Raw genomic sequence first — 14866 nt, forward strand, 5'->3', positions numbered from 1 at the left:
ATGCCCGGTCTGCGTGCTCTTGCCCCGGCCAAGCTCACCTGGTACGTCCGGCGGCTGCAGGCGATGGGCCCGCGCGAGGTCGCGGACCGCGCACTCACGGTCGGCGCCACCGCAGCGCGGCGGGTCACCGGCGACCGCGAGCCGGACGACGCCACGCTGCTGGGACGCGCCGACCCCGACTGGACGGCCCTGCTCGGCGACTTCCGGGCCGGCACCGGGCGCCCCGTCCTGCTCGACCGCGACAGCGCGGCCGCCGTCGCCGCCGCGCACCCCGAGGCGGTCAAGGAGCTGCTCGCCGCGGCCGACCGCGTCCTCGAGCACCGGTTCACGTTCTTCGCGCACCCCGAGGCCCGCTACCCGGGTCCGATCGACTGGTCGTACGACGCGCTCTCCGGCGTGCACTGGCCCGACCTGCCGTCGCACGCGATCAACCACCGCGCCGGACACGGCGACCCCAAGTGGATCTGGGAGCTCAACCGGCTCCAGCACCTCCCCTGGCTCGCCCAGGCCTGGCTCCTGACCGGCGACGAGCGCTACGGCACCGAGGCCCTCGACCAGCTCGACGCCTGGATCACCGCCAACCCGCCCGGGCGCGGCATCGCCTGGCGCGGGGCGTTCGAGGTGGGCGTGCGGGCGATCTCGGTGCTCGTCGCGCTCCAGGGCCTCGCCGACCACCCGGCGCTGACCCCCGAGCGCTACGCACGGGCGGTACGCGTGCTCGCCGCCGGCGCGCGGCGCTGCTGGCGCGACCGCTCGAAGCACAGCTCGGCGAACAACCACCTCGTCGGCGAGCTCGCGGGCCTCGCGACGGTGGCGATCCTGCTGCCGGAGCTCGCCGCGTCGGCCCGCTGGGAGCGCGACGCCGTCGCCGCCCTCGCCGTCGAGGCGGACCGCCAGATCCTTCCCGACGGCGTGGGCGCCGAGCAGGCCGTCGGCTACCAGGTCTTCACCGCCGAGCTGCTCGCCGTCGTGGCGCTGCTGCGCCGCCTGCGTCCCGCGCACGTCCCGGCGCCGGCGGACGGGACGCTGCTCGCGGCGCTCGGACGATCGGCGGCACACCTCGCCGACCTCGTCGGCACCGGCGACCCCACCCCGCGCACGGGCGACGACGACGAGGGCTTCGCGCTGCGCCTCGACCCGGCCCCGACCCGCGAGGTCCGCACGCACCTCGCGCTCGCCGCCGCCCTCACCGGTCTCCCAGCCGCCCGCCGCGCGGGCACCACCGACCTCACCTCGGCCTGGATCGCGACCCGCCTCGGTGCGTCGTCCGGTGCCGACCTCGCCTGGGAGCCCGGGTCCGCCTACGCCCCCGACGGCGGGCTGGCGATCCTGCGCGCGGGGCGGCGCCGGGTGACGGTCGACGTCGGCCCGCTCGGCTACCTGGCGATCGCGGCGCACGGGCACGCCGACGCGCTGGCCGTCGGGCTCGCCGTCGACGGCCACGACCTCGTCGGCGACCCGGGCACCGGCAGCTACTTCGCCCACCCGGCGTGGCGCACCGCGCACCGCAGCACCCGCGCGCACGCCACGGTCGCCGTCGACGACGCCGACCAGTCGGTGATGGGCGGACCGTTCCTCTGGACCGAGCACGCGACGGTCCGCGTGCACGGCGTCGACCTGCCCGCCGGGCGCGTGGACGCCGAGCACGACGGCTACCGGCGCCTGCCGAATCCGGTGACCCACCGCCGCGTCGTCGACGCCCCACCGGACGACGACGTGGTGCTCGTGGTGGACGTCCTCACCGGTGACGGCGCCGCGCCGGCTCCCGCCCGCACCACCTGGCCCCTGCACCCGGACCTCACGGTCGACGACAGCCCCGACGGCACGCTCCTCGCGCGCCGCGACGGCGAGCCGGTCCTGCGGATCGTCACCGCCGCGACGGCGCCGCTGACCGGCTGGCGCCTGTACGGGGGCGACGACGGGGCCGGCGAGCTGGGCTGGTGGTCCGACCGCCTCGAGGCACGCCGGCCGTGCTGGTTCGTCGGCACGCAGGTCGCCCCGGACACGGGGACCGTGATCGTCGCCACCCTCCTGGCCGCGGGCGCGGCCGGGGACGTGGACGCCCCGGCGATCGAGACCGGCGCCGACGGCACGGTCCGCGTGCGCTGGAGCGGCACCACGGGCCCGCGGGAGACGGTCGTCGGTGCTCCCTGAGGGGCACGGGGCGGACCGCGGGATACGGGAGCGTCCTCGGAGGCCCCGATAGGATGGGGTGCCACGTCCATGCCGGGCGCGGCGCCGCGGGATCGTCCGGTCCCGGGGTCCCGACGGCGATGACAGGTCCATGACGCAGCCTCCGGACAGCGACGGCCACCCCGAGCGGGACCACGGCTCGCGGAACCACGGCTCGCGGGACCCCGGCTCGCGGGACCACGCCGAGCCGGACCTCGCCGAGGCGATGCCCGAGGCGGCGTCGGACCCGCTCTCGGAGGGTGGCGCCACCCCCGAGGTGAACGAGCCCGACGAGCACAACCCGTCGCTCGACGGCCTCGGGGGCCGGCTGCGCCGGGGCGCCCAGTTCGCCGCGATCGCCCTGGTCTTCACCCAGCTCATCTCGCTGGGGCAGACCGTCGTCGTCGCGCGCCTGCTGACGCCGGCGGAGATCGGCATCTTCACGCTCGGCACCCTGCTCGCGAACTTCGCCGTGACCATCGCCGACGGCGGGATGCGCGCGGCGCTCATCCAGCGCGAGGAGGACGTCGAGAAGGCCACGGAGACCGCGTTCTGGGCGAGCCTGATCACCGGCGTGCTCATGTCCGGCGCCGCGCTCGCCGCGGCCCCGCTGCTGGGGATGTTCTTCTCCAGCGAGATGGTCGGCCTGGTCTGCGCGGCCACCTCCGGCACCCTGCTCATCCACTCGCTGGTCAACGTGCCCGAGGCGCTGCTGCAGCGGCGCTTCAACTTCAAGCGGCGCCTCATCGTCGACCCGCTGACGGCGGGCACGTTCGCGATCGTCACCGTGGCCTTCGCGTTCGCGGGGTTCGGCGTGTGGGGCATGGTGATCGGCCTCTACGCCTCCCAGCTCGCGACGCTCATCGCGTGCTGGGTGATGTGCAAGTGGCGTCCCGGCAGGACCCGCCCGAGCTACCGCGTCTGGCGCGAGCTGGCCGGGTTCTCGTTCCCGCTCATCGTCTCGAACCTCACCGACAAGTCCCGCGAGCTCGTCCAGTCGACCCTCATCGGGCGCGGCCTGGGCGAGGGCGGCGCCGGTCAGTACCGCTACGGCCGGCGCATCGGCGTGCTGCCCGGCACGGCGATCATCCAGGTCGCGTCCTACGTGCTGTTCCCGGCGTTCTCGCGCATCTCCTCCGACGCGAAGCGGTTCCACGACGGTTTCCTGCGCAGCCTGCGCGCCCTGTGGATCGCGACGATCCCGTTCTCCGCGGTGCTCATCGCCCTCGGCCAGCCGATGATCGTGGTCCTGCTCGGCGAGCAGTGGCGTCCCGCCGGCCTGTTCGTCGCGGCGATGGCGGGCTACGGGCCCGGCGCGGCCATGAGCGCGATCGGGATGGAGTCGATCAAGGGCGCGGGCAAGAGCCGGCGCATCCACATCCTCACGGGGCTCTCGGTCGTCCTCGGCGTCGGCGGGCTCGTCCTCCTGCTGCCGTACGGCCTGCTCGGCGTCGGCATCGCGGTCTCGATCGACGCGGCGGTCGGCGGGTTCGTCAGCCTCGTGCTCGCGCGCGACCTCGCGAAGGTGACGTGGCGCGAGCTCCTGAGCCTGCTCGTCCCGCCGACGATCGCGGCGGTCGTGGCCGGGGTGGCCGTCGGGTTCCTCGAGCAGACGGTGGTCAACGCCGACCAGCTGCCGATCCTGCTGGGCCTGCTCGCGCTCGCCGGTGAGACGCTCCTGCTGCTCGGGATCTTCCTCGGGGTGCTGTTCCTCATCGCCCCGGCCAGCGTGCGCGAGGTCCTCGCGGCCGTGCGCCGCCGCGGGAAGTCCACGGACGACCGGGACGACACCGAGGGCGCCGGGGCCGCCGAGCCGGACGCGGAGGACGCCATCGAGGGCTGGCGCCGCGATCTGCTCGACGCCCCGACCGTCGTCCTGCGCCTGCCGTTCATGGTCGACGACGTCACCGACCACGTCCCCGTCCGACGCCCGGCTCCGCGTCCCGGCCCGCCGCCGGTCCCGGTCGGGGCGCGGCCCCCCGGTGCCGCCGGGAACGGGGCGCCCAGCGCCCCTCCCCACGGCCCGCTCCTCGACGCCCCGACCACCGCCCTGCGCGAGCCGGTCTCCCCGCTCGACGCGCCGACCACGGCCGTCGAGCCCGCCCCGGCCGCGCCACCGGCGAACGGGAACGGCGCGGGCGGTCGATCCCGGCGTCTCGTGTCGGTCGTGACCCGCCGCCAGGGCCGCAAGGACCCGCCGCCCGACGCATCCTGAGCGCCTCGTCCCGGGAGCGAGGGACGCCCCACCTGCGCCCCGCGCAGCGAGAGTGACCCTCGCTCCACCCCCGACGGCTCCTGACCGCGCCCCGCGGAGGGAGCGAGGGACGCCCCACCTGCGCCCTGCGCACCGAGGGTGACCCTCGCTCCCCAGAAACCCGCCGGCCCGGCACCCGGCGGCCCGGCACCCGGCGGCTCAGCACCCCGCCGGCGCGCCGCCGGTGCCGTCGGCGAAGGGGCCTGCGCACGCCGCCCGGCGCGGGCTGCCGAGCGGGCCGCCGCCCGGGGTCGCGGCGGTGTTGTTCTCGACGAGATCGAGCATCCCGAACAGCTCCTGCATCTCCTCGGAGTCGATGTTCGGCAGCTCCCTCTCGGCGCCGGCCTGCACCGACAGCGAGTTCGTGCTCTCGCCGGAGGTGTCGTCGACGACGTAGGCGCCGTAGGTGCGCATGGCCTCGGCGATCTTGCGAACGTCGGGGTTGCGCAGGCCCGCGAGGTCGGTGTCGGGCGGGACGGCCAACAGTGATCCCATGCGCACGCCGTCGAGCGTCCCGCCGTACTGGTCCTCGAAGTACCCGTCGGCCTTCGTCGCGGGCCAGCGGAACCCGCCGCCGGCGGTGCTGCAGGTCCGCTTGCAGTTCAAGCTGATCTTCAGCGCGTGGCGGATGGGTGCCGCGCCGGACACCTCGCCGACGCGGACGCTGCCCCCGAGCCCCGAGAGCCCGGACCCGCCGTGGCACCCGGGCAGGCCGGTCGAGGTCAGCGACACCTCCGGCCACCCGAACTCGAACGACGGGTCGCCGCCCGCCTCGAGCTTCAGGGGCTGGCCCTGCACCACGGTGCGTCGCGAGCCGTCGTCGACGAGGAACGTCGAGCAGTGGTTCCACGACCCGTCGGCGGTGAGCTCCGGGTCGGTGTGCACCTGAACATCGCGGCCGTCGGCGTCGAGGGTCTTCACGGGGAAGGCGGGGTCGACGGAGATGTCCTCGATGTCGAGGTAGATGCGGTCGGCGCCGCTGTCGAAGGGCACGAAGCGCGCCGAGTCCGCCAGGGGCAGGTTCCACGGGGAGTCCCAGGAGAACGGCTGGCGGTAGAGGTCGCGCACGGGTCCCGTCTCGGCGGCGAGCGACGTCGAGGACGCGGGCGCGAGCAGAGGGCCACCGAGGACCCCGAGCACGGCGACCAGGGCGGTCGTCAGGAGCCGCGCGCCCCTCACGGCGCCGTCACCCGGAGGCCGTCCATCGTCAGGGCGACCGTGCCCTCGGAGTTCGAGCCGCGGTAGATGCCCTGCTTGAGGTAGTTCTCGCCGTCGACCATCGTCGCCCGGTTGGTGCGCTGCACCGTCTGCTTTCCGTTCTCCCAGGCCTCCACGAAGCCGGAGCCCGAGCTCCGGGAGAACTTCACGTGCAGGACGTAGTCGACCCACTCGCCACGGCGGATCGGGCCGATCGTGCGGCGCGGCGCCGACTTCACGCCGTCACCGCCGATGTCGACGGAGCCCCGGCTGAGGTCGATCGCCAGCGGCGGCGACCCCGACGAGCTGTGCCACTGCAGGATGATGAAGTAGCGGCCCGAGACGTCGGGCATGTTCTCCGGGTACTGCACGGACCACTCGTAGAAGCGCTCGTCGCCCTCGTGCACGAGGGCACCCGCCGCGCTCGACTGGACCTCGCTGCGCTCCCCGCCCCCGAAGTTCGGCACGTCGCCCGGACGCACCGTGAACCGCGCCGCGTGCTGCCCCTGCCGCGCGCCGGGCGCGTCGACGATCGTCATGTTCGCGTTGCCGCGCCCGATCGTGGAGCAGCGTCCGTTGACCAGCTTCGACTGGCAGACCTGCCACTGGCTGAAGTCGCCGGTCTCCCAGTCGCCGGTGAAGAGCTGGCGGCGACCGACCGGCACCGCCCCGCGGGTGCTGTCCATCGCACCGCCGTCGAGGGTGGCGCCGACGTCCACGCCGAGCCCGCCCAGATCGGCGTCCACGTCGACCTCGGCCGACGGGGTGCTCGGGTCGGTCGGGGGCGTCGGCTCCTCGGCCCAACCGCTCGCCGCATCGGTCGCGGAGATCGCGAGGGCGAGCGCGAGGGCGGCCACCACCCGGCCGGTCCGGCGCACACCCGTCCGGGCGCACCGGACGACCTGCCGCTCACCCCTCCCGCCGTCGTGCCGCGACGTGTTGCCGCCGGTGCCGATCCTCGCCACGCGTACCCCTCCAGACCGTCGACCGTCGAACGCCTGCCGCTTAGCGCGACCGGACTAGTCATGGCGTCCGTTCGTCGTATCTAGACGACCACTCGTCGCTGTCGACCACAATTACACGGGCTGATGAGGTCTGAGTGCACGATGGGACTGCTGTGACTCCAGTGAAACACGGGTAGAACGTCCCGTTCTCCACGATCGGGGCCCGGTCGTCACCGGAACGGGGAACCCGGGGCGGATGCGGGGCGGATGCGGAGGCCCCGGGCGGCCGAACGGGCGACCGGGGGGCGGCGGTAGCGTTCGCGGGGTGACCACCAGCTCCGACGGCGGCGGCCCGGCCCGCGCTGCGGGCTCCCACCTGCCGGACGGCCCGCCGGCGTTCAGCTTCCTCACGACCGCCTACAGGGCGGCGGACACCCTCGGCCGCACGATCGACGCCGTGCTCGCGCAGACGCGGGGCGACTGGGAGCTCGTCGTCGTCGACAACGGCAACGACGACGCGGTCGCCGCGGTCGTCGAGGCCCACCTGGACGATCCCCGCATCCATCTGGTCCGGCAGGAGAACAAGGGTGCGGTGGGCGGCGTCCGCGCGGCCGCCGAGCACGCCACGGGCCGCTACCTCGTCGTCCTCAACGCCGACGACGCGGTGACGCCCGACTTCTGCGCGCGCACCGGCGAGGTGCTCGACGCCGACCCGGGGGTCGCGGCGGTCACCTGCGACGCCGTGCAGTTCGTCGACCCCGGCCAGCAGCTCCTGGCCCGGACGTACCTGCAGACGGCGGGCCTCGCGGAGGCGCCCGAGGGCGCGGTGCGCCTCGGCGTCGCCGACATCATCGACGGCCCCTGTCCCTACTACAGCGCGCCGATCCGCCGCGAGGTCTGGGACGCGCTCGGCGGGATGGGGCACGACACCGACGCGCCGGTGGTGCACGACCTCGAGTTCTGGCTGCGCGCGATCCTCGCCGGCCACGACGTGCGGCTCATCGGCGACCGGCTGGGCCTGTTCCGCCTCGAGCGGGGCTCGGAGAGCCGGCCGTTGGACCCGGACGCCACCGAGGAGTTCGAGCGCCAGCGCGAGCTCGTGCTGCGGCGCGCCGCGGATGCCGCCGCCGACCCCGACGCCCGCGAGGCGCTCGACCGCGTCCTGCGGCGCCTGACCTACCAGCAGGCCATCCGGCGGGCGCGGGTCGCGTTCTCGCGGGGCGACGCCGCGGCGGCCCGCCGGCACGTCGGGGAGGCCCACGCGCAGCGACCGTCGGCCCGCACGGGCGCCCTGGTGGTCGCCCTGAGGGTGGCCCCCGGCGCGCTCTCGGCGGTCCACCCGCTCAAGCGCGGCCTGCAGGCGCGCGTCGCCCGCCTGCGCGCGCGCGACTGGCGGGCGCGCTGGTCGCGCCGGCGGACGGTGCGATGAGGATCCTGGTCCTGGCCTCGCGGCGGATCGAGTCGCGACAGAGCGGCTACGACCTGCGCGTCGCGAACCTCTGCGCCCACCTCCCCGGCGAGGCCCATCTCGCCGTGGTCCCGCTGGAGGAGGACCGGGGGTCCGGCCCGACCGGGCTCGCGGTGGACCCGCTCTTCGCCTCGGTCGAGGTGCTCTCCGCATTCCCGCCGGGCCGCGAGCGAGCACGTCGCTACCTGCGGCGGTCCAACGACCACTACATGCAGCTCTCCCGGCCCGGCCGGTTCGCCGCGGCCCGCGACCGGTTGCGCGAGATCGTCGCCGAGCGCGGGATCACCCACGTCGTCGTCTTCGGCGTCGCGCTCGCCGAGCTCGCCGCGACCCTCCCGGGCGTGCCGGTGGTGCTGGACGTCTGCGACAGCGGGGTGCTCACCACCGAGCGCGCCCTCGCCGCGAGCACCCAGCCCTCCACGGGCGTGCAGCGCTGGATGGACAAGCTCGCCCTGCGCCGCAAGAGGGCCACCGAGTCACGGCTGCCCGACCGCTTCGACGTCGTCACGACGATCAGCCTCCCGGACACCCGGGCCATCGAGCGGCTGCGGCGCGGGCGCCGGGAGACGATCGCGACGGTGCCCAACGGCGTCGACGAGGCCTTCCTGACCCCGCTCCCCCGGGCCGGCGACCGTCACGGCGTCGCGTTCTGGGGCAACCTCGGGTTCGCGCCCAACCGGGACGCCCTCTGGTTCTTCGTGCACGAGGTCTGGGCGCCGTACCTGCGCGACGAGGGCGTCGAGCTGTGCATCGTCGGACCCAACGCCCCGTCGTGGCTGGCGGAGATCGCGGCCCAGGACCCCCTCGTCGTCCTCACCGGCTACGTCGAGGACCTGCGCAGCGCCGTGGCGCCGTACCCGGTGATGATCAACCCGATGCGCACGGGCAGCGGCCTGAAGAACAAGGTGCTCGAGGCGTTCGGCCTCGGGATCGCCGTCGTCTCCACCCCTCTCGGCGTGGAGGCGCTTCCCGAGGTCCGCGACCGGGTGCACCTGCGCACCGCCGAAGCGCCCGACGCCTTCGCCGACGCGGTCCGCGAGGTGCTCAAGGACCCCGAGCACGCCCACGCGTTGCGCGAGGACGCCCACCGGCTGGTGGACGAGCACTACCGCTGGGAGGCCGTCGGGCGCCAGTGGGCCGGGCTCTTCGCGGCCACGACGAGCCCGGCCTGACACCGGTTCACCGGGCGGGTGGCACCACACGCACGGTCGGGTCGACGATCACCCACCGGCCGCCGCCTGCCTCGACCTCGGGCATCCGGCGGCGCATCTCGGCGAGCATGTCGGTGACGAAGAGCACGACCTCGTCGGGGCGACGCTCGGCGACCGCCTCCGGCGCCACGATCGGGACGCCCACCCCGGGCAGGCGGCGGCCCTGCTTGCCGGGCGAGGCGTCGGCCACCGCCGGGAGCAGGTCCGGCCCGATCCCGGCGCGGTTGAGCAGCGGCACCGCGCGCGACGCCGCCGCGTAGCCCATGACCGTCCGCCCGGCCTCGTGGGAGCCCTCGAGGTGGGTGCGCAGCTCCTCGGCGCTGCGTCGCGCCGCGTCCTCGAGCCCCGCCACGACGGCCGGGTCGGTGACGCCGAGCGCCGCCTCGCGCTCGACGAGCGACGCCACCGAGGCCTCGTCGCGCGTGCCGTCCGCGCGCCGGCGCCGGGCGGCCAGCAGCACCGTGCCGCCGTAGAGGTCGAACAGGAACCCGTGGGTGACGTCGAAGCCGAGCTCGTCGAGCATCCCCACCAGCACCGGCGTCGCGTAGTACGCGAAGTGCCCGTGACGCAGGGCGTTCCAGCCGCCGTCGGCCACGATCGCGGCGAGCGTGTGGAACTGCAGCAGCAGCACACCGCCCGGCGCGGTCGCCGCGGCGCGCTCGAGCAGGCCCGCGCGCTGGTCCGCGGCGTGCATGAGACCGAAGCAGTCGATGACCACGTCGGCCGGGCCGTCCTGCGCGCTCGCCTCCTTGAGGCCGGTGGCCGCGAGCAGGTCGAGCCAGGAGCCGCCGTGCGGGCTGCCGAACTCGATCACCGACCCGCCACCGTGGGGCAGCAGCCCGGCGGCCTCCACGCGCGCGACGGCATCGCGGGCCTGGGCCACCAGGGCGTCCGGCTCGGCGCCGCGCGGCTCCTCCGGGGTCGTCGGGTCCTCGGCGAGCTGCGCGAGCCCACACGTCGCACACAGCCACATCCGCAGGGGGTGCACGGCGTCCGGACCCGGGTCGTCGAGGGCCGGGAAGTGGTCGGAGGCCGGCTGGTCGCCGAGGTCGAGCACGACCGTGCCGTCGGAGCCGGCGCACCAGCGGCAGGTGAGGGTGTCGGGAATCGTGCCGGGATGGTCCACGGCGGGATCCTCTCGGAGGTCGTCGGGGGCGGGATGGGAGGGTCGGCGGGTGGAGGTTCGCACGGCAGGCATCGACGGCGTCCGGGTGTTCGTCCCGACGCCCCACCGCGACGACCGGGGTCTCTTCACCCGCACGTTCGACACCGCGATCGCCGCGGAGCACGGCATCGACCTCGGGCCGGCGGCCCAGGACAGCCAGTCGCGCTCCCGCTACGGCACGGTGCGCGGCATGCACGGGCGACGGGGCGCCGGCGAGGCCAAGCTGGTGCGCGCGGCGCACGGGGCGGTGCTCGACGTCCTCGTCGACGCCCGGCCGGGATCGTCGACGTTCGGGCGGGTGGAGACGTTCCGGCTCGACGACGAGGACTTCTGGCACCTCTACGTGCCCCCGGGTCTCCTGCACGGGTTCCAGGCCCTCACCGAGGTCGCGGACGTCTGCTACCGCATCGACCGTCCGCACGCCCCCGGCGAGGACCTCGCCGTCGCGCACGACGACCCCGAGCTGGCGATCGCCTGGCCGGAGCCCGTCACCGCGATCTCGGAGCGCGACCGCACCGCCGGCTCCTGGGCCGACCTGCGCGCCCTCCTCGGTACGTGAGCACATTCCCGCCCCCAACAGGGGCGGAAAGTGCTCACATGGGTCAGGAGGGGCGCAGGGAGCCGTCGAGGGTGCCGGCGGCCTGGCGGTCCTTCAGGACCGCGAGGCGGGTGAAGCGCCGGTCGAAGGCCTCCTGGGTGAGCCCGCGGGCGCGGTACTCGCGGATGAGCTCCTCGGCGCCGTCGGCCACCGACCACTCGGCGCGGAAGTCCGGCAGGAACTTGCCGATCTTCGCGAAGTCGACCCGGTAGGAGCGCGGGTCGCCGCCGGTCTCGCCGGTGATCACCAGCTCGGCCTCGGGCACCGCGACCTTCACGGCGTCGGCGATGTCGCGGACCTGCACGTTGTTCTCGGTCGACCCGACGTTGAACGCCTGCGCACGGACGACGTCGGCCGGCGCGGCGAGGGCCGCGACCACGGCGCCGCCGATGTCGCGGGCGTGCGCCAGGGGCCGCCAGGGCGTGCCGTCGCTCATCACGAGGATGCGGTTCGACAGCAGGGCGTGGCCCACGAGGTTGTTGAGCACGATGTCGGCGCGCAGGCGCGGGGAGAAGCCGAACGCGGTGGCGTTGCGCATCGACACCGGGACGAAGTCGTCGTCCGCCATGTCGACGAGGTCGGCCTCGACACGCACCTTCGACTCGGCGTAGGGGGTCACCGGCCTCATCGGCGCCTCCTCGTCGAGGACGTCCTCGGTGCCCGACGCCCCGTAGACCGAGCACGTGGAGGCGTAGACGAAGCGCGAGACGCCGGCGTCCTTCGCCAGGCGGGCGAGGCGCGTCGAGGCGTGGTGGTTGATGTCGTACGTGTGCTCGGGCGCGAGCGCCCCCAGCGGGTCGTTCGACAGCGCCGCGAGGTGCACGACGGCGTCGAACCCGCGCAGCTGCTCGGCGGTGACGTCACGCAGGTCCACCGCCAGCGCGGGCGGCTCGGGCGCCGGGAGCTCGCCGAGGACGCAGTCGGCGTAGAGACCGGAGTCGAGCCCGGTGACCTCGTGCCCCGCCTCGGTGAGCATCGGGGCCATCAGCGTCCCGAGGTAGCCCTGGTGACCGGTGAGCAGCACGCGCATGGCGGGCGTCCTTCCTTCGTGCACCGACTCTGGCGTGCACGGATCCTGGCTGAGTGCGTCAGCGTGACGGTACGGGGGGCCCGAGCAGCGCCCGCGTCAGGTGGAAACCCTCCGCGTAGCGCACCCCGGCCTGCACCCCGCGGATGCGGGCGAGGCCCGAGAAGGCCTCGTCGTCGAACCAGGCCCGGGAGACCTGGGACGGGTAGTGCTCGTGGAGCAGGCGGCTCTTCTCCGCGACCACCTCGGGCTCCAGCGGCCAGAGCAGGGGCGGCTGGGCGAGGTCGGGCTCGGCTTTGAGGATCTCGTAGCCCAGTGCCAGGTGGTCGCGGAAGACCGTCGGGACGAGGCGGGCGAGGCCACGGTGGTCCTGGTGGTCGTCGCCCCGGTGCCCGGCGAGCACGAGGTCGGGCTCGCAGGTCCGGCGGAACTCCTCGAGCGCCTCCTTGGCCCACTGCCAGTGGTGGGGCAGGCGGCCGTCGGGCATGTCCCGCACGGTGACCGCCAGGTCGGCGCCGGGGCAGAAGGCCGCCAGCGCCGCGCGCTCCTCGTCCTCCCGCGGCGTCCCGCCGCCCGAGAGCACGAGGGCCCGCACGCGGAGCGGCGGGACGGCGCCCAGAGCTTGACGAGCACGGCAGAGCGTGAGGACCGTCCCGCCCGCGCCGAGCGGGATGTCGTCGCAGTGGGCGGCGAGCAGGACCAGCTCGTCGAGGGCCTCGGGGATCAGCGTGCGCATGCCTCAGCGGCCGAGGGCCTCGTCGACGAGGCCCTCCAACGGCGTGCGCTCGGGCTCGCGCTCCCACACCATCCAGGGGCGCGTGCCGGCCCGGTAGGCGGCCTCGAGGGCGTTGCGCTCCTTGAGGGTGTCCGCGGGCTGCCAGAAGCCGTCGTAGGTGTAGGAGAGCAGGCGGCCCTCCTTCGCCAGGCTCGTGCACGCGTCGCCGACGAGATCCCCGTTCTCGGGGATGTAGTCGATCGCCTCCGGACGCAGGGCGAAGTAGCCCCCGTTCTCCCGGATCCGCATGTCGGTGACCGGGTAGATCGAGTTCACCCGGTCGCTCGGGTCGACGTCCACGATGTGGAAGACGGCCTGCGGGGGCACGGCGAGCAGCGAGGCGACGGCGTCCGAGCCCCGGAACGTCTCGATCATGTCGTCGATCGGGGCGTCGGTGAGCACGTCCGCGTAGTTCGCGAGGAAGATCTCCTCGTCCTCGACGAGGTGGCGCACCCGGCGCAGACGCTCGCCGATCGGCGACTCGAGCCCGGTGTGGACGAAGTGGATCGTCCAGTCGGCGATGTCGGAGCCCTGCAGCTCGACCTCGCCCTTGCGCAGCACGAAGTCGTTCGACTCGGTCTCGCGGTAGTCGAGGAAGTAGTCCTTGACGTGGTGGGCCCCGTACCCCAGGCACAGGATGAACTCCTTGTGACCGAAGTGTGCGTAGTAGCGCATCACGTGCCAGATGAGCGGGCGCGGCCCGACCATCTGCATGGGCTTGGGTGCGTCGGAGTCCCCGTTGCGCATCCGCATGCCGTAGCCACCGCAGAAGAGAACGACCTTCACGGTGCCAGGACCTTGCCAGACCCGGGTTCGACGACCTGCAGCGAGGGGATCGGGAAGACGAGCGACCCACCCCAGTCGGCCACGTGCGCGAGCTGCGCGGTGATCTCCTCCCGCAGGTTCCACGGGAGGACCAGCACGTAGTCGGGCCGGTCGGCGTCGATCCGCTCGGGCTCGTGGATCGGGATCCGCGTGCCCGGGGTGTAGCGCCCGTGCTTGTAGGGGTTCCGGTCCACCGTGTACGCCAGCAGGTCGGGGCGGATCCCGCAGTAGTTCAGCAGGGTGTTGCCCTTGCCTGGCGCGCCGTAGCCCACGACGGTCTTCCCGGCGTCGGCGGCGTCGACCAGGAAGCGCATCAGGTCGTTGCGGATGCGCGAGACCTCGCGGGCGAACCCGGCGTGACCCTCGACGGTGTCCAGGCCGGCCGCGGTCTCCTCGGCAAGCACGTCGGCGACGGCCTGCGACGGGCCCTGGCCGACCTCGGTGGGCCGCGCCCAGCACCGGATCGACCCGCCGTGGGTGGGCACGAGCTCGACGTCGACGAGCTCCAGGCCGCCCGAGCGCAGCGCCTTCTGCGCCGTGCCGAGCGTGTAGTACTGGAAGTGCTCGTGGTAGATCGTGTCGAACTGCCGGTACCGCATCAGCGTGAGCAGGTGCTGCACCTCGATCGACACCCAGCCGTCGTCGGCGACCATGGCCCGCAGGCCCTGGGTGAAGCCGACGAGGTCGGGGATGTGCGCGTAGACGTTGTTGGCGACGACGAGCGCCGCCGGCCCGTTCTCCGCGCGGACCGAGGCGCCGGTCTCCGGGGACAGGAACGCCGTCAGCGTCGGCACGCCCTTGTCGCGGGCGGCCTGCCCGACGTTGGCGCTCGGCTCGACACCCAGCGCGCGCATCCCGTCGGCGACGACGTGCTGGAGCAGGTAGCCGTCGTTGCTCGCGGCCTCGACCACGAGCGAGTCGGGACCGAGCCCGGCGCGCTCGGTGGCCGCGGTGACGAAGCGGCGGGCGTGGTCCACCCACGAGGTCGAGAACGACGAGAAGTACGCGTACTCCGTGAACGTCTCGTCGGGGTCGATCAGCGGGGGCAGCTGCACGAGCAGGCACGACGCGCAGACACGGGGGTGCAGCGGGAACGTCTGCTCCGGCGCCTCGAGGGCGTCCGCCGTGAGGAAGAGCTCGCACGGCGGGGTGGCACCGAGGTCGACGAAGCTCGTCAGGTCCGGTGAGCCGCAGAGCCGGCAGATGATCTTGTTGTCCACTCGGTCCATC

Annotated in this window: 12 protein-coding genes; 5 read left to right on the plus strand and 7 right to left on the minus strand. The window is 74.3% G+C overall.

From position 1 onward, the window contains the following. Positions 1 to 2154: a heparinase II/III family protein gene (locus PH189_RS20080; RefSeq protein ID WP_274190608.1), complete on the plus strand. Its 2154-nt coding sequence runs from the start codon at positions 1 to 3 to the stop codon at positions 2152 to 2154. Between the two features lie 130 nt (positions 2155 to 2284). After that, positions 2285 to 4387 carry a lipopolysaccharide biosynthesis protein gene (locus PH189_RS20085; protein WP_274190609.1) on the plus strand — a complete coding sequence of 701 codons (2103 nt, stop codon included), beginning with the start codon at positions 2285 to 2287 and terminating at the stop codon, positions 4385 to 4387. A gap of 198 nt (positions 4388 to 4585) precedes the next feature. Here the strand turns inward: PH189_RS20085 and PH189_RS20090 are convergent, their stop codons facing one another. Both PH189_RS20090 and PH189_RS20095 read right to left on the minus strand, forming a co-directional pair. Further along, positions 4586 to 5605 (minus strand): hypothetical protein, encoded by a 1020-nt coding sequence (locus PH189_RS20090; RefSeq protein ID WP_274190610.1) that lies wholly within the window; start codon positions 5603 to 5605, stop codon positions 4586 to 4588. Further along, positions 5602 to 6588 (minus strand): polysaccharide lyase family 20 protein, encoded by a 987-nt coding sequence (locus PH189_RS20095; RefSeq protein WP_274190611.1) that lies wholly within the window; start codon positions 6586 to 6588, stop codon positions 5602 to 5604. Before PH189_RS20095 ends, PH189_RS20090 begins: the two co-directional genes overlap by 4 nt. A 304-nt stretch (positions 6589 to 6892) precedes the next feature. On the opposite strand from PH189_RS20095, the gene PH189_RS20100 reads away from it, so the two are divergent. Together PH189_RS20100 and PH189_RS20105 are read left to right on the plus strand one after the other, a co-directional pair. Next, the gene (locus PH189_RS20100; RefSeq protein WP_274190612.1) at positions 6893 to 7996 is read left to right on the plus strand and encodes a glycosyltransferase family A protein; all 1104 of its coding nucleotides are present in this window, start codon (positions 6893 to 6895) and stop codon (positions 7994 to 7996) included. Further along, positions 7993 to 9207 (plus strand): glycosyltransferase family 4 protein, encoded by a 1215-nt coding sequence (locus PH189_RS20105; RefSeq protein ID WP_274190613.1) that lies wholly within the window; start codon positions 7993 to 7995, stop codon positions 9205 to 9207. The genes PH189_RS20100 and PH189_RS20105 overlap by 4 nt, the downstream gene beginning before the upstream one ends. Before the next feature lie 7 nt (positions 9208 to 9214). Here PH189_RS20105 and PH189_RS20110 read toward each other — a convergent pair whose 3' ends face one another. Continuing rightward, a complete protein-coding gene (locus tag PH189_RS20110) occupies positions 9215 to 10372 on the minus strand; it encodes a class I SAM-dependent methyltransferase (RefSeq protein WP_274190614.1) in 1158 nt (385 codons plus the stop codon). Positions 10373 to 10421: 49 nt separating this feature from the next. On the opposite strand from PH189_RS20110, the gene PH189_RS20115 reads away from it, so the two are divergent. After that, the gene (locus tag PH189_RS20115; protein ID WP_274190615.1) at positions 10422 to 10970 is read left to right on the plus strand and encodes a dTDP-4-dehydrorhamnose 3,5-epimerase family protein; all 549 of its coding nucleotides are present in this window, start codon (positions 10422 to 10424) and stop codon (positions 10968 to 10970) included. Positions 10971 to 11013: 43 nt separating this feature from the next. Here PH189_RS20115 and PH189_RS20120 read toward each other — a convergent pair whose 3' ends face one another. Genes PH189_RS20120 through PH189_RS20135 form a run of 4 tightly spaced genes read right to left on the minus strand, consistent with a single transcriptional unit; the run spans position 11014 to position 14865 of the window. Further along, a complete protein-coding gene (locus PH189_RS20120; RefSeq protein ID WP_274190616.1) occupies positions 11014 to 12039 on the minus strand; it encodes an NAD-dependent epimerase/dehydratase family protein in 1026 nt (341 codons plus the stop codon). Positions 12040 to 12097: 58 nt separating this feature from the next. Continuing rightward, positions 12098 to 12772 (minus strand): PIG-L deacetylase family protein, encoded by a 675-nt coding sequence (locus PH189_RS20125; protein ID WP_274190617.1) that lies wholly within the window; start codon positions 12770 to 12772, stop codon positions 12098 to 12100. 3 nt (positions 12773 to 12775) lie between these two features. Then, positions 12776 to 13597, minus strand: coding sequence for a glycosyltransferase family protein (locus tag PH189_RS20130; RefSeq protein ID WP_274190618.1), 822 nt, complete (start codon positions 13595 to 13597; stop codon positions 12776 to 12778). Further along, a complete protein-coding gene (locus tag PH189_RS20135; RefSeq protein WP_274190619.1) occupies positions 13594 to 14865 on the minus strand; it encodes a class I SAM-dependent methyltransferase in 1272 nt (423 codons plus the stop codon). The genes PH189_RS20130 and PH189_RS20135 overlap by 4 nt, the downstream gene beginning before the upstream one ends. Position 14866 lies beyond the last annotated feature (1 nt).

Origin of the sequence: Actinomycetospora chibensis (genome assembly GCF_028737215.1) — a bacterium.
In the GTDB taxonomy this organism is placed as follows: domain Bacteria; phylum Actinomycetota; class Actinomycetes; order Mycobacteriales; family Pseudonocardiaceae; genus Actinomycetospora; species Actinomycetospora chibensis.